Origin of the sequence: Paraburkholderia sp. BL25I1N1 (genome assembly GCF_003002025.1) — a bacterium.
Taxonomy (GTDB): Bacteria; Pseudomonadota; Gammaproteobacteria; order Burkholderiales; family Burkholderiaceae; genus Paraburkholderia.
The window spans coordinates 71,638-89,520 of record NZ_PVZB01000029.1; the positions used below are offsets into that span (position 1 = coordinate 71,638).

Below are 17,883 nucleotides of genomic sequence, written 5' to 3' on the forward strand. Positions count from 1 at the left end.
CTCCTCAGATGCCGAGCGCCAATTTGGCGATAATGTTTTTCTGCACCTCGGTCGAACCGCCATAGATCGAGATCTTGCGCCAGTCGAGGTAGTGCGCGGCGAGCGCGTTCAGCAGTTCACCGTTCGCAGTTTCGCCGCTCCACTCGCCGTCTAGTGCGTCGGCGACGAATGGCACCGCATAAGGACCGGCGCATTCCATAATGAGTTCGGTCAATTCCTGCTGGATTTCCGAGCCACGAATTTTCAGCACGGACGCTTCGGGCCCAATCGTCCGTCCCGCCGATTCAGCGGAGGCCACACGCAGCAGCGACCACTCGTGCGCGATCAGATCGATCTCGACCTTCGCGATCCTGTCGCGGAAGCGGACATCGTCAATCAGTGGCTTGCCGTGTTTCCGTTCCGTCCGTGCAATCTCCTTCAATCGGCGCATGAAGCGTTTGCAGTTGCCAAGCCCGGCAATATTGGTGCGTTCATGGCCGAGCAGATACTTTGCGATCGACCAACCATGATTTTCCTCGCCGACCAGATTTCGGATCGGCACCTCAACGTTCTCAAAGAAAACTTCGTTGACGTCATGTCCGCCATCGAGTGTCTTGATCGGCCGGACGGTGATGCCGGGCGTTTTCATATCGATCAGCAGGAAGGAAATGCCCTCCTGCGGACGGTCGCCGCTGTGCGTGCGCACCAGACAGAAAATCCAGTTGGCCCACTGGGCAAACGAAGTCCATGTCTTCTGTCCGTTGACGATATAGAACGGTTCGCCGTCGCGCGGAGCACAGTCAGCGCGCGTTTTGAGTGAAGCCAGATCTGAGCCGGCGCCAGGCTCGGAATAGCCTTGACACCACCAGTCCTCCATCGTCACGATGCGAGGAAGAAAGTAAGCACGCTGTGCCGCCGTCCCGAACTTCTGCAGTACCGGTCCGACCATTGACAGGCCGAACGGCATCTGCCGAGGCGCACCGGCGGTAAAGCACTCTTCGTCGAAGATATTGCGTTGTGTAGCGTTCCACCCCGCGCCGCCGTATTCGACCGGCCACGCAGCCGCGCCCCAGCCGTTCGCTGCGAGGACGCGCTGCCAGCGAACGTAATCTTCGCGCGGCACATGACGGAAATTGAGCACTCGCTCGCGGATATCCGAGGGCAACCGGGCCGCCACAAATTCCCGAACCGATGCGCGAAAGGTCTTGTCTTCCAGACTTTCTCGCAAATCCATAAACACACTCCTTTGACCACACTTGTCCGGGACAACAATCCAGGGCGGAGTTCAGCCAATCTCCACGATGCCGTTATTCAGCACCACCATGTCGCGTGCATCCACTCGAGCCCGCAAATGGAAACGTGCGTCACTCTCGCGCCACAATTGAAAACGGATGGTTTCGCCGGGATAAACCGGCGACGTAAGGCGAAGCGCAAGGCGCTTCAGGCGGGACGCGTCGTTGCCGGCGCAGGTTCGGATCGCGGCATAGCCTGCAATCCCGTACGTCGCAAGTCCGTGCAGAATTGGCTGCTTGAAGCCGGCTTTCGTGGCTACCTCCGGGTCGGCATGCAGCGGATTCGAATCGCCCGAAAGTCGGTAGATCAGCGCAGTCTGAGGCGAAGTCGCAAACTCGAATTCACTGTCTGGGGCGCGCTCGGGAACCGATGGCAGCGCCTCCGGAGGCGGGTCGGTGATGCCGGTTTCCGCGCTAAAGCCACCGTCGCCGCGCAGAAAAGACACTTGCCGTACCTCGGCGAGCCGTTCGCCACTGCCCTGCTCGATCAGATCACGCCTGAGTTCGACGATGGCTCCCTTACCCGCTCCCTTGTCTGACACAAGGCTCACGCGGGTCTTGCTGACGATGGTCGCGGCCGTCGGCATCGGACGGAGGAAACGGACGTCCTGCTCACCATGCACCAGCTTCAGATAGTCAACGCCGGCACGCGGATCACGCATCCATGATTTCGGCCAGGCGAATGCTGCGGCGCACGTCGGCATCGCCTGCAGCTCCTTCTCGTAGACATACCGCAATTGCGCCGCGTCGAGCGGATCACCGCCGATGCCGAGACCGAGCGCGTAGAGCATCACATCGCGCTCAGAGTAACTCTGGGTCACATCTTCAATTGGCCAGTTCCTGATGACTTCGTACTTCAGCATGACTATGCCCCGTAAGATTTCAATCGTCGGTGAAATTCGGCTTGCGCTTTTCGAGGAAGCTCGCGATGCCTTCCTTGTAGTCGTCGCACTGATTCGCAATCGGCATATCGAGGCCGGCAGACATGATGGCCTCATGCGGCGTCTGAAACGGGACTTCCCAAAGCTGCGCCTTCATCACGCGCATCGAGCGCGGCGAGCAGTTCTCAGCGAGGTCGCGCGCATACGCATAGGTCTCTTCGGCCAACGTGCCCGACGGAAACGCACGGTTGACAAGCCCCATTCGTTCCGCTTCGAGCCCCTTGATCTTGCGCGCCGACAGGAGCAGATCGAGCGCTCTTGCATGCCCGACATGGTGCGAGAGTATCCAGGCCATGCCGTATTCGGCGGTGAGTCCGCGCCGCGCGAAAGCAGTGGTAATCGTGGCGTCCTCGGCAGCGAAGCGGATGTCGCAGAACAACGCGTGAATCAGGCCGATGCCCACCGTCGCGCCGTTGAGCATGGCGATGACCGGCTTCGGTATCGCCGGGTAGTACGAGCAGCGCGTTTGCCAGTCGGCGCGCTTGCGCATGTCGAAAGGACGCGGCAGCTTGGTCATCAGCGCGGCTGGATCGCCGCCAAAGCTATGAATATCGCCGCCGGCGCAGAACGCCTTGCCCGCTCCGGTGAACACGATGACGCGCACGCCGCGGTCGGCTCCTGCAGCCTGCATGGCCTCATAAACTTCTGTGGCCACCTTGTCGTTCCAGCTGTTCATGTGTTCGGGACGGTTCAGCGTGATCGTGGCGATCCGGTCCTTCACGTCGTACAGGATGGTCTCGTAGCCCATGGATGTCTCCGTCGGTGGCCGCGTTGTCTAGAAAGAGCGTGGCATGTCCAGCACATGCTCGGCCACGTAAGACAGAATCAGATTGGTCGAGATTGGTGCCACCTGATAAAGGCGGGTCTCGCGGAATTTCCGCTCCACATCGTATTCGCATGCAAAGCCAAAGCCGCCGTGCGTCTGCAAACAGGCATTAGCGGCCTTCCACGCGGCCGTGGCGGCCAAGTGTTTAGCCATATTCGCTTCGGCACCACATGGCTGGTGAGCGTCGAACAGTTCACACGCCCTGTACCGCATCAGATCCGCCGCTCTCACGTCGATATACGATTCAGCGATAGGAAACTGCACGCCCTGGTTCATACCGATGGGGCGGTCAAACACCTGTCGTTCGGTGGCGTACCTCCGCGCGCGATCGACGAACCAGTAGCCGTCGCCGATACATTCGGCGGCAATCAATGCGCGCTCGGCGTTCAGTCCATCGAGGATGTACTTGAAGCCTTTGCCTTCCTCGCCGATCAGGTTCTCTTCGGGAATCTCAAGGTTGTCAAAAAACAGTTCGTTGGTTTCATGGTTGACCATGTTGGGAATCGGACGCACGGTCAAACCGTTGCCGATCGCCTGATGCAAGTCGACCAGAAAGCAGGAAAGCCCATCGGATTTTTTCTTGACGTCGGCGAGCGGTGTGGTACGGGCCAGCAGAATCATCAGGTCCGAATGCTGCACACGGGAGATCCACACTTTCTGACCATTCACGACGTAGCGGCCATCTTTCTTCACCGCCATGGTTTTCAGTTTGGTGGTGTCCGTGCCGGTGGTCGGCTCCGTCACGGCCATTGACTGAAGACGCAGTTCGCCGCTGGCGATCTTCGGCAGATAGGCCCTCTTTTGAGCCTCTGAGCCGTTGCGTAACAGCGTATTCATGTTGTACATCTGGCCGTGGCAAAACCCGGAGTTGCCGCCATTGCGATTGATCTCTTCCATAATGACGGAAGCTTCGCTCAGTCCGAGACCCGAGCCGCCGTATTCCTGGGGAATCAGCGCTGCCATCCAGCCAGCGCGGGTCAACGCGTCGACAAACGCTTCCGGATAAACACGCTCGTGGTCGATGCGGCGCCAATATTCGTCAGGATATTCCTTCGACAGATCGCGCAACGCGTCGCGCAGTTCCTGATACGAATCCGAGGTAGAAAATCTGCTCATCTGAATGGTTCCGTTCACATGAAGAAGCCGCGGGTTCACGCCGCCGCATCGATCAATCCGCCCGCACTGGCGAGCTGGGTCAAGTGGTGTTCAGCGGCGCCGAACAGAATGTCGATCACACTCAGGCGACGGAGATAGTGGCCGACCTTGCATTCCTCGGTCATACCAATGCCGCCGTGAAGCTGCACGCCCTGCTGGCCTACAAACCGCCCAGCGCGGCCGATCTGTACCTTGGCCGCTGCCATGCTGCGCGCGCGTTCTTCCACGTCCGGCTCCTCGCTCATCATGGTGGCAAACAGCGCCATGCTGCGGGCCTGCTCAACCATCACCAGCATGTCAACCGCGCGATGTTGCAACGCCTGGAACGACCCGATGGCGACGCCAAATTGCTTGCGCACCTTGAGGTATTCGACAGTTTCTTCGTGCGCGGCCGCCATCGAGCCGACGGCTTCGGCGCACAGCGCTGCAATGGCCTGCGCGACAACCGATTCGATCAGCGGAAGAGCCTTCCCCGCTTCGCCAATCACATCCGCGTTGTTCACGCGTACGCCCGACAGTGCGACATCCGCTGCGCGCAGCCGATCCTGTGTCAAATACTCTCGGCGCGTTAGACCAGGCGCATGCGCATCGACAAGAAATAGCGCAATGCCGTCGCGGTCCCGGCGGTCGCCTGAAACGCGCGCCGACACGATCAGCCTGTCCGCAGCGCCGCCGTGTATCACAACGCGCTTTGCTCCATCCAGCACCCAACCATTGCCATCGCGTCGCGCGGTGGCGGCAACGTCGGCGAGGTCGTACCGTGACTGCGGCTCTGCGTGTGCGAAGGCCATCAGTAGCGAACCATCGGCAATCAGCGGCAGAATTGTCTCGCGCTGCGCGATACTGCCACCAAGACGGATGCAGCCACCGCTGAGCACCACGGTCGCCAGATAGGGTTCGACGACGAGTCCCCGCCCGAACGCCTCCATCACGATCATCGTTTCGATCGGACCGCAGCCGCTGCCGCCGAAGTCATCGGCGAAGCTCAGGCCAAGTAAGCCCATGTTGGCGTAGCGGGCCCACTGTTTGCGGCTGAACCCATCCGGCTCAGCCAGGTAGCGCGCACGCTGCTCGAAGCTGTACTCGTCCTTGACAAGCCGGTCGACGCTATCCTTGAGCATCCGTTGCTCGTCGGTAAAATCAAAGTCCATGGCCCTTGCTTCTCCGCGTTTCGATTGCTGCTCAAAGTCCGAGAACGGACTTGGCGAGGATGTTTTTCTGAATTTCGTTCGATCCGCCCACAATCGAAACGTGGCGCGCGAAGTAGTGATTCGGCGCAATAGTCAGTGCCCAGTCTGGGTCCCGGATCGGCTTACCTACGCCGCGCAGGAAATCCAGATCGAGCGGCAGCGCGTCAGGCCCGGCCACTTCCAGAAGCAGTTCTGCCGCGAGTTGCTGAAGCTCCGACCCCTTGATCTTCAGAATCGACGTCTTCGGGTCCGGCGTGTGACTACCGCGTGCGGTGCTTTCCGCAATCACTCGCATCTGCGTGATTTCCAGCGCCTTCAACTCGACTTCGATAGACGCGACACGCTCGCGGAATTGAGGGTTGTCCCAAAGCACACCGTCGCCGCACGGAACGCGCTTCGCGAGATCTTTGGCGTGGCGGATACGCATCTTCGACACGCCGACACGCGCAATGCCGCTGCGCTCGTTGCCGAGCAAATACTTGGCGTAATCCCACCCCTTGTTTTCTTCGCCAATCCGGTTTGCGACAGGCACACGTACATTATCGAAAAACACCTCATTGGTTTCATGATGACCGTCGATAGTGATGATCGGCCGCACCGTCAAGCCGGGTGTTTTCATATCGATCAGCAGATAAGTAATGCCCTGCTGTTTCTTCCCACTCGCGTCGGTACGCACGAGGCAGAACATCCAGTCCGCGTGATGGGCCGTCGAGGTCCACAGCTTCTGCCCGTTGATCACGTAGTGGTCGCCTTCCCGGACCGCCTGGGTCCTCAGCGCCGCCAGGTCCGAGCCGGCACCGGGCTCCGAAAAACCCTGGCAGAACCAGTACTCGAGACTTGCAATACGTGGCAGGAAGTCGCGTTTCTGGTCGTCACTGCCGAACGCGATCAGCACCGGGCCGATCATGGTGACATTGAACGAAAGCGTTTCCGGCGCGGGCGCCATGTGCAGTTCTTCCTTGAAGATGTATTGCTGCACCGCGCTCCAGCCAGTTCCACCCCACGCCTTATCCCACGCCGGCGTCGCCCAGCCGCGTTCGTACAGAATGCGCTGCCAGCGGCGCAGATCATCCGCCGAGTAGCGCTGTCCCAGCGCCGCCTTGACGCGGATGTCTTCAGGCAACGCTTCCTTGAAAAAGGCTCGCACTTCATCGCGGAACGCCAGTTCTTCGTCGGTATATCGCAGGTCCATGGTGTCTCGTCTCGATTCGTTACCGCGGCGCTGACGGCCGTCCATTGTTTTTGTCCCGCTCAGCGGTCTCTCAGGCCAGCGTCCCTGCCTGTTTCAGTTCGTCGATACTTTGCCTATCCAGCCAGACCGACAGCGCTGCCTCGATAGTCGCCGGATCTGGCGCTTCGGGTGGCGTCGGCATTGCCGGCACCGTCGACGAAAAACGCGGGGCGGGCGCTGGCTGCACGATCCCATCGATTTCCACAAAAGTCCCGCGCGCTTTCAGATGCGGATGGTTTGGCGCTTCACACCACGACAGGACAGGAGCGAAGCACGCGTCCGAGTGTTCCAGCAGCGTGGTCCACTGCGCACGGCTGCGCGTCTTGAACCTGAGCGCGAACAAGGCTCGTGCGGCCGGCCAGTTGCGCTGGTCGAGCTGGGCGCCAAGCGTGTCCGGCGATATATCAAGCAGTCGAAGGAGCTCCAGATAGAATTTGTCCTCGATTGGGCCAACCGTAATCCAGTTGCCGTCTGCGCACTCGTAGGCGTCATAGAAATGCGAACCCGAATCGGTGATATTGGTGCCGCGCTCGTCGCGCCAGATGCCCGCCGCCTGCATGCCGAAAAAGGTCGTCGCCAGATTCGCCGTGCCGTCGACAATCGCCGCATCAACCACCTGCCCCACGCCGCCACCGCGAGCATGAAGGATTGCCGAGAGCAGCCCCATTGCCAGGTACAGCGAACCGCCCGCGTAATCGCCGATCAGGTTCAGCGGGATCGACGGCGGCTGGTTTAATCGGCCGATCGCATTCAGCACGCCGGTGATCGCAATGTAGTTCAGATCGTGACCGGCATATTGTGCGAGCGGACCGTCCTGCCCCCACCCGGTGATCCGCCCATAGGCGAGCTTCGGATTGCGCGCCAGACACGCTTGCGGGCCGAGTCCAAGACGTTCGGTCACACCCGGACGAAAACCTTCTATCAACGCGTCGGCGCCCTCCACGAGGGTTAGCACAAGTTCGATCGCGGCCGGCTCCTTGAGATCCAGTGCGATCGTCCTGCGATTGCGCAGTAGCAGGTTGTAACGCAACGGTCGCTCGATACCGAGTTTGACAGGTCGCCGCCGGTCGATTCGGAGCACCGTTGCACCAAGGTCGGCGAGCAACATTGCGCACATCGGACCGGGGCCGATACCGGCCAGTTCGATGATCTTGACGCCAGCGAGCGGTCCCATGCTCATCCCTTGCGCGCGTGGGCACGCATAGCGTCCCACTGTTCGTCGCTCCAATCCTGCATCGCGCGAAATGTCGGACCGCCCACGCCCTGCATCCAGCGGCCACCGTCGATCACGATCATGTCACCGGTGATGTAACCGGACCCCTCGGAAGCGAGATACGAGTACAGATCAGCCAGTTCCTGATGGTCGCCAAAACGCCGCAACGGAACACTGCGATCCTGCGATTCAACCTGTGACCCCGGCGGGTAAAGTTGTTCCCACGCGCCTTCTGTCGGAAACAGACCTGGTGCCACGGCGTTCAGCCGAATGCCTTTCGGTCCCCACTCGACGGCGAGACTACGGGTCATCGCAAGCACGCCGGCCTTCGCCGCCGCCGACGGTGCGGTGAAGGCGGAGCCGGTCATGGTGGGCGTCGACACGGTGCTGATCACGTTGCCTGTGTGGCCTGCCTCGATCCACCGCTTGCCCGCGGCGATCGTGCAATAGAAGCTGCCGTGCAGCACGATGTCCAACACCGCATCGACCGCGCGCGCCGACAGTGTTTCGGTACGCGCGATAAAGTTGGCCGCGGCATTGTTAAGCAGCACGTCAAGCGGACCATCGCGCCAGATTGTGTCCATCATCGATTCGACCGAATCAGCGTTGCGCACGTCGGCAGTGATCGTCGTCACACGGGCATTGTTGATAGCTGCGCGAAATTCGTCGGCGGTCGCGTCGAGCACTTCCTTGCGACGGCCGCAAATGACCAGTTCCGCGCCGAGTTCCAGATAACGCCGGCCAATACTCTTCCCGAGACCGGTGCCGCCGCCGGTGATCAGAATCCTTTTATCCTTCAGCAGATCGGTCGTGAACATGGTCTGTGTGCGTTCTTAAATCCAGTGGCTGAAAAAAACGGCGAAATTGAGTTGGGCGCGAACTTGCTCAGGAGCCGGTAAAGACCGGCTTGCGCTTCTCCATGAACGCGGCAACCGCTTCCGCATGGTCGCTGGTTTGGCGCGTTAGCGGATTCAGATCGACTTCCAGGCGCCATGCGTCTTCTATCGAATTGCCTGCGTTGACGAGGCTCGCCTTCAGCAGCGCCAGCGTCACCGGCGGGTAGCTGGCGAAACGGGCCGCCTGCTCCAGAGCGGCATCGAGCGATTCGCCCGCCGCCGTAGTCTGACTGACAAGGCCGATGCGCTGCGCGGTAGCGGCGTCGATCACATCCGCTTTCAACATGAGTTCGCGCGCCTTGCCGCCACCGACCTTCTGCGGCAGCGTCCATAGAAGGCCGGTGTCAGGCAGCAAACCGACCTTGGTGAAGGCACAACAATATTTCGCTGCACTGGAGCTCACCGCGAAATCGCAAGCGGCCGCCAATGACAGCCCGGCGCCAAAACAGGTTCCCTCGACCGCAGCAACGACCGGCTTGGTGCCGGTGTAGATCAAGCGGAAAAGCCGCACGCCCACGGCGATGCGTTCACGCAGTTCAAGCAATGGCGGCGTGACTGCCTGCATTTCAGACAGGTCGCCGCCCGCGCAGAAGTGGCCGCCCGCGCCGGTGAGCACGATCGCGCGGGTAGCCGCGTCCTCGTGAAAAAGGCGCTGGAAGGTGTCCGTCAGCGCAACACGCATCTTCATCGAGAAGGCATTGCGGCGTTGGGGGTAGTTCATCGTGACGACAGCCACATCCCCTTCGTGGCGCACCTGCACGATATCGTTCCTGTCGTCCGCGCCATGCGGCGCTTCATTTCGCTCGACACTCATCGGAGATTCCCCAACGTTCATTGACCCGTAAAAACCGGCGTGGTCTTGTCGAAAAACGCCCGACATGCGGCCTGATGATCTTTGGACAGACGCAGTACCGGCTGATAATCGATTTCAGCGCGCAGTGCCAACTCCATGGTGTTGGCACCCTCGGTCAACGCGGCCTTGAGCAACGCAACGCCGAGCGGCGGTTGTTCACCCAAGTTGCGGGCCAATTCGATAGCAGCAGCGAGCGCAGCGCCCGGCTCGACCACCTGGTTTGCCAAGCCGAATTCGCCTGCTTTGATGCCATCGATTTCCATCGCGAGCGTCAGCATTTCTCTAGCGCGCGCCATGCCGATCTTTTCAGGGAGCGTCCACAGAATGCCGGTGTCGGGAATCAGCCCAACACGCATGAATGCCGCACAGAAGCGCGCATTCGATGCCGCCACCACGTAATCAGTGGCCACTGCCAGCGACAAGCCCGCGCCGAACGCTATCCCCTCGACGGCGGCCACCACCGGCTTCGCTCCCGCCAGCATGTCGCGCACCACCACACATGACTCCGCCAGAATCTCGCGGCTTTGCAGGATGGTCCGCTTCGTCATTTCGGAAATATCGGCGCCGGCGCAGAAGTGCTCGCCCGCACCAGTCAGCACGATCGCACGCGATTCGGGGTCGGCCGAGATCAGGCGGTGCATCGTGTCGCGCAGCAACTGGCGCATCTGCCTACCCATCGCGTTGCGGCGGCCGGGATTGTTCAGTGTGACAACGGCCACGGTGCCTTCCCGAGTGACCTCGATCAATGCAGGCGCGGTGTTCTCGTCCGTGTGCTTTTCGCTCATGATGTGCTTTCCTAGTCGGCCACGAATACCGGCTTGCGCTTTTCCATGAAGGCGCTGACCGCCTCCTGGTGTTCGCGGCTACGGCGCAGGATGGGCTGCAGGTTGACTTCCGTTTCGATCGCTTCGTCGAGCGTACGGATGCCGGTGGCCAGCGCCGCTTTTAGATGCGCCGTAGCGACCGCTGGCAACGCCGCATATTGACTGGCGATTTCCAGCGCTGCGGCCAACGCTCGACCAGGTTCGACGACCTGATTGGCAAAGCCGATCTGCAACGCTTCGACACCATTGAATTCGCGCGCGCTCAGCATCAGTTCACGTGCGCGGCCGCCGCCCACGCGCTGCGCGAGCGACCAATAAAGGCCTGTATCCGGCATCAATCCCACCTTGACGAACGCACTGGCGTAGCGTGCCGTCGACGAAGTGACCACCATGTCGCACGCGGCAGCAAGCGAAAGACCCGCGCCAAACGCGAAACCTTCGACGGCCGCGACGATGGCCTTGGGCCCGGACACCATCAGCTTGAATACTTCCAGCGGCAACTGATTGCGCTCGCGATACTCGAGCACCTTGCGCGGTTTCATCTCGGAGATGTCGCCACCTGCGCAGAACGTGTTGCCGGCGCCCGTCAGTACGATTGCCCGGCAAGCTTCGTCGTGATGCATCAGGTGGTGCAGACGCGCATACAAGGTTTCGCGCATCTTCAGTGAAAACGCGTTGCGCCGCTCGGGGTAATTCAGCGTGACGATTGCGGTCGCGCCTTCATGTTGGACCTGCACGATCTGCGTCGCGTCGGCGATAGTCTCTTCGCTCATCTGTCTGTCTCCTGTTGACCCGCTCAGCCAGATCGGTGCGCGACTTCCATGCCGCGTGGCACCGGCCGGCCGGCACACGTCACAACGTCTCTTCGGTGCCGAGAATGACGGTTGCCTGACTCGACAATACGCCGCCATTGCCATGCGCGATGGCAAGCCGCGCATCAGGAACCTGCCGTTCACCGGCACGTCCTGTGAGTTGCCGCATCGCTTCCTCCATCAGGAACAAGCCGTACATGCCCGGATGCACGCAGGACAATCCGCCACCATTAGTGTTGACGGCAAGACGACCTCCCGGCGCAATCCCGCCGTCGGACACAAAACGGCCGCCCTCGCCCTTCGGGCAAAACCCAAGATCTTCCAGGAACAGGATCGTGTTGATCGTAAACGCGTCGTACAGCATCGCAACGTCGATGTCGCTCGCGCTTACGCCGGCCATCTCGTAGGCGCGCCGCCCTGATTCCTTTGCGGCGGTCACGGTAAGATCGGGCATGTTCGCAATCTCCCGATGCGACGTGGCCGATGCTGCACCGAGCAGATAGACCGGCTTGTCCGTCAGATCGCGAGCGCGATCCGCGCGCACCATCACGACGGCCGCCGCGCCATCAGTCACGAGACAACAGTCGCGCACGGACAGCGGATCGGATACCAGACGCGCACCCAGCACGTCGTCGACCGTTAGCGGCGCACGCACGTACGCATCCGGATTGAGCTGGGCCCACTTGCGGGCCGCCACCGCGACTTCGGCAAGATCCCGGCGTGTCGTTCCGTACTGGTGCATATGCCTTGCAGCGGCGAACGCATACGACGACACGGGATTCATCGGCTTATAAGGGCTTTCCCACGGAGAAGGCCGCGACGACTGCACGAGTTTGCCCGATGCACTGCGCTGGTTGCTGCCATAGGCGATCAGCGCGACGTCGATCTGGCCCGTGACCAGCGCCATCGCCGCTGTGTGCGCATAGATCTCGAATGCCGAGCCGCCGCTGCGGTTGTTGTCGGTGAACTTCGGGTGAATACCGAGGTACTCTGCGAATGTCAGGCCGGACAACATGTCGTCCGGCGTGCAGACGAACAGGCCGTCGACATCGGCCGGAGACAACCCGACCTGTGCCAGCGCGTCGACCGACGCACGCGCGGCGAGATCCAGCGACGACATTCCCGGCGCTTCGCCAATTCCGTATGTCGCGCCTGCCACCAGCGCGGTACGCCCACGTAAGTTGAATTCCATGCGATGTCTCTTATCGGTGCAGCAGATGCCTTCCGCGTATGCTGCCGGTTAGCTGGCGTCAGGCGGGCTCGAACACGAGCAAGGGCGCGTCGTTCCTGAATACGATCCTTGCCTGCACGGGCATGCCGATGCGCACCGCGTCCGGCTCTATGCCTTCGACACAGCTGATCATCCTCACTCCTTCGTCAAGGTCGATCAACGCCACGTTGTAGCTCGGCGTGGGCGCTTTCTGCCTCACCACGGTAGTGGAATAAACCGTACCTCGGCCACACGCTTCGACCCACTCCAGATCGCGCGCGCCCGTTACCGGCTCGGCCACCCGCGGATAAAACACGTGCCGGCCGCTGCTGCGGCTGCGCTGGATCATCAACCGGCCTTCGGCCAGAAACTTCTGATAGTCGACTTCAGGACAAACAGACTCCATTTCCCGCTCCTCCCAATGCATTCCCCTACGGGTCTCGGCACCTAACCGGCTGTCGCGCTAGTTTTACCTATATGAATCAAATAGCCGAACGTCGTTCCATATTCTAAACACGCAGCAGATGGCATGTCAACCGTGGCGAATAGTACTCATGCGCCGCCCGATAAGGCTCTCACTACATCCGAACAGTGCGCGGAGCGCACTACGGGCAAACCCCCGTTCGTCCGACATCATGCTTGACGAGCCCAAAGCCATCGTTTACTTTATCGAACAGTGTTCATTTTTATGAAGATCAGCAACTTTCCAGGGCCGCTCGGCCGTACGTCGCATCTTTACGTAGGTCCGAACGCCATTTACCTATCAGGCCCGGGATCATTAGCAAGAGACTTTCAACGTGACCTATCAACTGACAGACGACCAAATCCAGATCCGCGACCTGGTAAGGCGTGTCGCAAGGGAAAGAGTGGCGCCTCGAGCGGACGAGATCGATCGGACAGCCGAATATCCGCACGATATGTACGCGTTGCTTAAAGAACTGGGTCTTTTCACTCTTCCTTTTCCAGAGACATATGGCGGCGCCGGCAGCGTGATGTCCGCCTGCATCGCGGTCGAGGAACTGGGGCGCGTTTGCTACAACACGGGATACCTGTTGGTCGTGCAATGGACGCCGTTCGGCGCGATTCTGGCGGGCGGCACTGAACAGCAGAAGGCCCGGCTGTTGCCAGGGCTTGCGTCAGGCGACTTGCGCGGCGCGCTTTCCATTACGGAATCGCAAAGTGGCTCAGACGTGTCCGGAATCCGCACCACCGCACGCCGCCACGGAGACGGTTACGTGTTGAATGGCTCGAAGATCTGGTGCACGAATTCACACATTGCTGATTTCATGCTGGTCGCCGCTAAAACGCTTGATGAAGAAGGCAACCATCTCGGCATAAACCTCTTCGTCGTTGACCGTGAAACGCCGGGGCTCACCATTGGCCGAGAAGAAGACAAGATGGGCGCGCGCGGCGTGGCGTCGTGCCCGCTATTTTTCGACGACGCACTGATCAACGCCGATAACCGGCTTGGCCCCGAGGGGGGACAGGGATTCAAAGTCGCGATGGAAGCGCTCAATTCCAGCCGCCCGATCGTGGCGGCACGCGCTGTCGGCATCGCGCAGGGTGCGATCGACCACACCATTCGCTTCATTCAGGACCGCGTCGCCTTTGGGCAGACGATCAGTCATTTTCAAGGTGTGCGCTGGATGGTGGCCGACATGATCACGCAGACGGAGGCCGCGCGTCAGCTCGTCTATCGCACCGCGTCACTGGTCGACTCCGGCGCGACAGGACGCGAGCTAGCTCCGATGGCGGCGATGGCAAAGATGTTCGCCTCGGACGTCGCGATGAAGGTGGCCACCGACGCAGTGCAGCTATTCGGCGCCGCCGGTATCTCGAACGAGTATCCGATCAACCGCTATTTCCGCGATGCCAAGGTCGTTCAGATCATCGAAGGAACCAATCAGATCCAGCGGAACATCGTCGCCGACAGCGTCTTCGGACGTGTCAAGAAGACCGAGCGCCCTGCCCGACCTACAGACGCGTGACACCACGAGAGAGGGAGAACAAATATGGAAGAGATCGAAACAGTTGGCCTGGGAGTTCATTGGGAAGACCTGCCGGTCGGCCGCAAGTTCAAGACAGTTGGACGTACTGTCACGGAGGCGGATGTCGTCAATTTCGTCTCGGTTACCGGCATGCTCGAGGTGCTGTTTACTAACACGGAGTTTCTGAAAGAGACGTCCGCAATCAAGGGACGGGTCGCACCAGGCGCCCTCGTATTTACCTTCATGGAAGGCCTGCTGACCCAGGCAACGATGCAAGGGGTCGGCTTCGCCTTTTTGAACATGGAACTCGACATCAAAGGTCCGACCTTTGTCGGGGACACCATCCATGTCGAATGTGAAGTCATCGAATGCCGTCCCAGCAACGGTCGCCCCGGCCTCGGACTGGTGCGCACGCGCAACCGCGTGATCAAGCAGGACGGCTCGGAAGTCATGGTGTACACGCCGTTGCGGCTGGTGAAAGGAAAAAAATACAAGGCGTGACCATGCACACCCCACAGCAACCTCTGCAGCAGCCAACCGGCCCACTGACCGGCGTGCGCGTGATCGACCTGACCATCAATGTGCTGGGGCCCGTCGCCACGCAACTTCTCGGCGATATGGGCGCGGACGTTATCAAGATCGAGCCGCCCGAAGGTGACCAGAACCGGAAGAACGGCCCCGGTCGCAACCCCGACATGGCGGTGTTCTATACGATCATGAACCGCAACAAGCGGAGCGTGTCGCTGAACCTGAAACTGGCCGAATGCCGTGAAGCCGTTCTGCGACTGGTGGAAACCGCGGATGTCTTCATTCATAGCATGCGCCCCAGCGCGGCACGGCGTCTGGGCATCGACTACGAGAGCATCAAGGCCCGCAATCCCCGCATCATTTATGCATCTGGCCCCGGCTATCGCCCGGACGGCCCCTACAAGGATCGGCCTGCCTTCGACGACGTGATCCAGGGCGAGACCGGGATTGCCGCGATGAATCGTGATGCCGACGGCTCGCCCCGCTACTTTCCGACGGTCATCGTCGACAAGTTCTGTGGATACGTGCTTGCCTCGTCTGTCAGCATGGCGCTCTATCACCGGGAGCGCACCGGCCTCGGCCAGTGCGTGCAGGTGCCGATGTTCGAAACCATGCTTCAGTTCAACCTCTTCGAACATTTGTGGGAGGGCGCGCTTGGCTCATCGGACGGAACGGGGCTTGGTTATACACGGATGTTTTCGCCCCACCGCCGCCCCTACGCGACAAAGGACGGCCACATCTGTTTGCTTGCGGTCAACAACGAACAATGGCGGCGGGTGTTGTGCGCGATCGAAGCGGCCCATCTGCTCGACGACCCACGCTTCTGCCACATTGCCGATCGCATGCGCAACATCAACGAGCTGTACGGCATCGTGAGCGAAGCGATCAAGACCCGAACAACGGCCGAGTGGAACGCCATTTTCGCAGCTGCCGACGTTCCGCACGGTCCTGTCCGCGAGTTAAACGAACTAATGCAAGACCACTACATCAAGGAAACCCGTTTCTTTCAGCACTATGAGCATCCGACCGAAGGAGAGATGGTCATGACATCCATTCCGGTGCACTTCTCCGAGTCGCCAGGCAATGTTCGGTACCTGCCGCCTAATCTCGGCGAACACAGCATCGAAGTGCTCATTGAGGCTGGATACACAGAACATGAGGCAACCCAGCTGAGCGGCCACGCGTCGTCCCAGACAATCCGCCCCCCTGAAACAGTCACCAAAGCTTGACGGGCGTCCCCGCGCCCTACTACATCATGCGAGGAATTCAAAAATGAAAGGTCTCAAGAACAAAGTCGTTGTTGTTACGGGTGCTGCGGGCGGTATCGGCACGGCCATCAGCAAGCGTTTCGGCGAAGAAGGCTCAACCGTCGCGCTATTTGACCTGAACACAGAAAATGCTGCCCGGGTGGTGGCAGAAATCGAATCCGCGGGCGGCAAGGCTCGAGCCTATCGCGTCGACATCACCGATCACGAGGGCGTGAACAAGGCTGTCGCGCAAGTAGAGGAAGAACTCGGTCCGATCGAGATGCTCGTCAACAACGCGGGCTGGGACATGGGGGCCTTTTTCCTTCAGACCGAGAAACCGTTCTGGGACAAAGTAGTCGCCATCAACCTGTATGGTCCGTTGAACATGCATCACGCGGTACTGAAGCGGATGGCCGAACGCGGCCGCGGAAAAGTGGTGAACATTTCGTCGGATGCCGGACGCGTCGGTTCGTCGATGGAAGCGGTGTACTCGTTCTGCAAAGGCGGCATCATCGCGTTCTCGAAGACCATGGCGCGTGAAATGGCGCGGCAGCAGATTCCCATCAATGTCGTCTGCCCCGGCCCCACCGCTACAGCCTTGCTCGACAACCTCGCTCAGGGCGAAAAAGGCGACCGTATCAAGGCGGCGCTGGTCAAGGCAGTGCCGTTCGGGCGCATGGGCGAACCCGATGACATTGCCGGCACGGTGGCGTTCCTTGCAAGCGACGACGCCGCGTTCATCACTGGTCAGGTTATCAGCATCTCCGGTGGCCTCACGATGGCAGGCTAACGCCCGCCTCCCGCTCATTCAATCCGCAACTGGAATATAACCATGGAATTTCAGGACATTCTTTATAGCGAAGCCGGCGGAGTCGCGACGATCACGATCAATCGCCCGAAGGTCTACAACGCATTCAACGCGAACACCTGTGAAGAACTGATCAAGGCGTTTAGCAAGGCCGGCTGGAATAAGGACATCGGCGTCGTCGTGCTGACGGGCGCTGGCGAGAAGGCGTTCTGCACAGGCGGCGATCAGTCCGGCGACGGCTACGGTGGCCGCGGCACGGTGGGGCTGCCGATCGAAGAACTGCAGAGCGTTATCCGTGACATTCCGAAACCGGTTATCGCTCGGGTGAACGGCTACGCGATTGGTGGCGGCAACGTGCTCGTCACCCTCTGTGACCTTGCCATCGCCTCGGAGACAGCGATTTTTGGCCAGGTCGGCCCGAGAGTCGGCTCGGTCGACCCGGGTTTCGGCACGGCATATCTTGCTCGCATCATCGGTGAAAAACGTGCCCGGGAGATCTGGTATTTGTGCCGTAAATACACGGCCAAAGAAGCGCTCGAGTGGGGCTTGATCAACGCTGCGGTCCCGGCCGACCAGTTGGACGCCGAGACGAAGAAGTGGTGTGACGAAATCCTGCAGATGAGCCCGACCGCGATCGCGCTCGCCAAACGTTCGTTCAACGTGGATAGCGAAAACATCCGGGGCATCGGAGCATTCGCGATGCAGGCGCTCGCGCTCTACTACGAAACGGATGAGTCGAAGGAAGGCGGTAATGCGTTTCGTGAAAAACGGAAACCGGAATTCCGGAAATACGTTAAGTAACTCGCCTTATACAAAGGAGGCGTCAACGACGCCTCCCTCTCTCCCTTTTTCTGCGCGGCGCGTACAGACAAGTCTCCTGTTCTTTCAAA

18 protein-coding genes are annotated in these 17,883 nt (G+C 60.3%); 5 read left to right on the plus strand and 13 right to left on the minus strand.

Annotation, left to right across the window (positions count from 1 at the left end; genetic code table 11):
* Nucleotides 1-4 precede the first annotated feature (4 nt).
* The 13 genes from B0G73_RS32915 to B0G73_RS32975 form a co-directional block, all read right to left on the minus strand.
* Nucleotides 5-1,213 (minus strand): acyl-CoA dehydrogenase family protein, encoded by a 1,209-nt coding sequence (locus tag B0G73_RS32915; protein WP_106285305.1) that lies wholly within the window; start codon nucleotides 1,211-1,213, stop codon nucleotides 5-7.
* 51 nt (nucleotides 1,214-1,264) lie between these two features.
* The gene (locus B0G73_RS32920; RefSeq protein WP_106285306.1) at nucleotides 1,265-2,134 is read right to left on the minus strand and encodes a MaoC/PaaZ C-terminal domain-containing protein; all 870 of its coding nucleotides are present in this window, start codon (nucleotides 2,132-2,134) and stop codon (nucleotides 1,265-1,267) included.
* A 19-nt stretch (nucleotides 2,135-2,153) separates the two neighbouring features.
* Nucleotides 2,154-2,960: an enoyl-CoA hydratase gene (locus B0G73_RS32925; RefSeq protein WP_106285307.1), complete on the minus strand. Its 807-nt coding sequence runs from the start codon at nucleotides 2,958-2,960 to the stop codon at nucleotides 2,154-2,156.
* 27 nt (nucleotides 2,961-2,987) lie between these two features.
* Nucleotides 2,988-4,154 (minus strand): acyl-CoA dehydrogenase family protein, encoded by a 1,167-nt coding sequence (locus tag B0G73_RS32930; protein ID WP_106285308.1) that lies wholly within the window; start codon nucleotides 4,152-4,154, stop codon nucleotides 2,988-2,990.
* 35 nt (nucleotides 4,155-4,189) lie between these two features.
* Nucleotides 4,190-5,344 (minus strand): acyl-CoA dehydrogenase family protein, encoded by a 1,155-nt coding sequence (locus B0G73_RS32935; RefSeq protein WP_106285309.1) that lies wholly within the window; start codon nucleotides 5,342-5,344, stop codon nucleotides 4,190-4,192.
* Nucleotides 5,345-5,375: 31 nt separating this feature from the next.
* Nucleotides 5,376-6,575, minus strand: coding sequence for an acyl-CoA dehydrogenase family protein (locus tag B0G73_RS32940; RefSeq protein WP_106285310.1), 1,200 nt, complete (start codon nucleotides 6,573-6,575; stop codon nucleotides 5,376-5,378).
* Between the two features lie 70 nt (nucleotides 6,576-6,645).
* On the minus strand, nucleotides 6,646-7,788 hold the full coding sequence (locus B0G73_RS32945) for a CaiB/BaiF CoA-transferase family protein (RefSeq protein WP_106285345.1): 1,143 nt from the start codon (nucleotides 7,786-7,788) through the stop codon (nucleotides 6,646-6,648).
* A gap of 2 nt (nucleotides 7,789-7,790) precedes the next feature.
* A complete protein-coding gene (locus B0G73_RS32950; RefSeq protein WP_106285311.1) occupies nucleotides 7,791-8,645 on the minus strand; it encodes an SDR family oxidoreductase in 855 nt (284 codons plus the stop codon).
* Between the two features lie 67 nt (nucleotides 8,646-8,712).
* Complete coding sequence (locus B0G73_RS32955; protein WP_243856727.1) at nucleotides 8,713-9,537, minus strand: enoyl-CoA hydratase/isomerase family protein; 825 nt, start codon at nucleotides 9,535-9,537, stop codon at nucleotides 8,713-8,715.
* Between the two features lie 17 nt (nucleotides 9,538-9,554).
* Nucleotides 9,555-10,361, minus strand: coding sequence for an enoyl-CoA hydratase/isomerase family protein (locus tag B0G73_RS32960; protein ID WP_106285313.1), 807 nt, complete (start codon nucleotides 10,359-10,361; stop codon nucleotides 9,555-9,557).
* An 11-nt stretch (nucleotides 10,362-10,372) separates the two neighbouring features.
* On the minus strand, nucleotides 10,373-11,173 hold the full coding sequence (locus B0G73_RS32965; RefSeq protein ID WP_106285314.1) for an enoyl-CoA hydratase/isomerase family protein: 801 nt from the start codon (nucleotides 11,171-11,173) through the stop codon (nucleotides 10,373-10,375).
* A gap of 79 nt (nucleotides 11,174-11,252) precedes the next feature.
* The gene (locus B0G73_RS32970) at nucleotides 11,253-12,404 is read right to left on the minus strand and encodes a thiolase (RefSeq protein WP_106285315.1); all 1,152 of its coding nucleotides are present in this window, start codon (nucleotides 12,402-12,404) and stop codon (nucleotides 11,253-11,255) included.
* Nucleotides 12,405-12,462: 58 nt separating this feature from the next.
* Complete coding sequence (locus tag B0G73_RS32975; protein ID WP_106285316.1) at nucleotides 12,463-12,828, minus strand: Zn-ribbon domain-containing OB-fold protein; 366 nt, start codon at nucleotides 12,826-12,828, stop codon at nucleotides 12,463-12,465.
* A 391-nt stretch (nucleotides 12,829-13,219) separates the two neighbouring features.
* Between B0G73_RS32975 and B0G73_RS32980 the strand changes: the two genes are divergently transcribed.
* The 5 genes from B0G73_RS32980 to B0G73_RS33000 are packed head-to-tail and all read left to right on the plus strand — an operon-like array spanning nucleotide 13,220 to nucleotide 17,794.
* Nucleotides 13,220-14,410, plus strand: a complete 1,191-nt coding sequence (locus tag B0G73_RS32980) for an acyl-CoA dehydrogenase family protein (protein ID WP_106285317.1) — start codon at nucleotides 13,220-13,222, stop codon at nucleotides 14,408-14,410.
* A 24-nt stretch (nucleotides 14,411-14,434) separates the two neighbouring features.
* Nucleotides 14,435-14,911: a MaoC/PaaZ C-terminal domain-containing protein gene (locus tag B0G73_RS32985; protein ID WP_106285318.1), complete on the plus strand. Its 477-nt coding sequence runs from the start codon at nucleotides 14,435-14,437 to the stop codon at nucleotides 14,909-14,911.
* Nucleotides 14,912-14,913: 2 nt separating this feature from the next.
* Nucleotides 14,914-16,167: a CaiB/BaiF CoA-transferase family protein gene (locus tag B0G73_RS32990; protein WP_106285319.1), complete on the plus strand. Its 1,254-nt coding sequence runs from the start codon at nucleotides 14,914-14,916 to the stop codon at nucleotides 16,165-16,167.
* A gap of 43 nt (nucleotides 16,168-16,210) precedes the next feature.
* A complete protein-coding gene (locus B0G73_RS32995; RefSeq protein WP_106285320.1) occupies nucleotides 16,211-16,975 on the plus strand; it encodes a glucose 1-dehydrogenase in 765 nt (254 codons plus the stop codon).
* A 42-nt stretch (nucleotides 16,976-17,017) separates the two neighbouring features.
* Nucleotides 17,018-17,794, plus strand: a complete 777-nt coding sequence (locus B0G73_RS33000; protein ID WP_106285321.1) for an enoyl-CoA hydratase-related protein — start codon at nucleotides 17,018-17,020, stop codon at nucleotides 17,792-17,794.
* Nucleotides 17,795-17,883 lie beyond the last annotated feature (89 nt).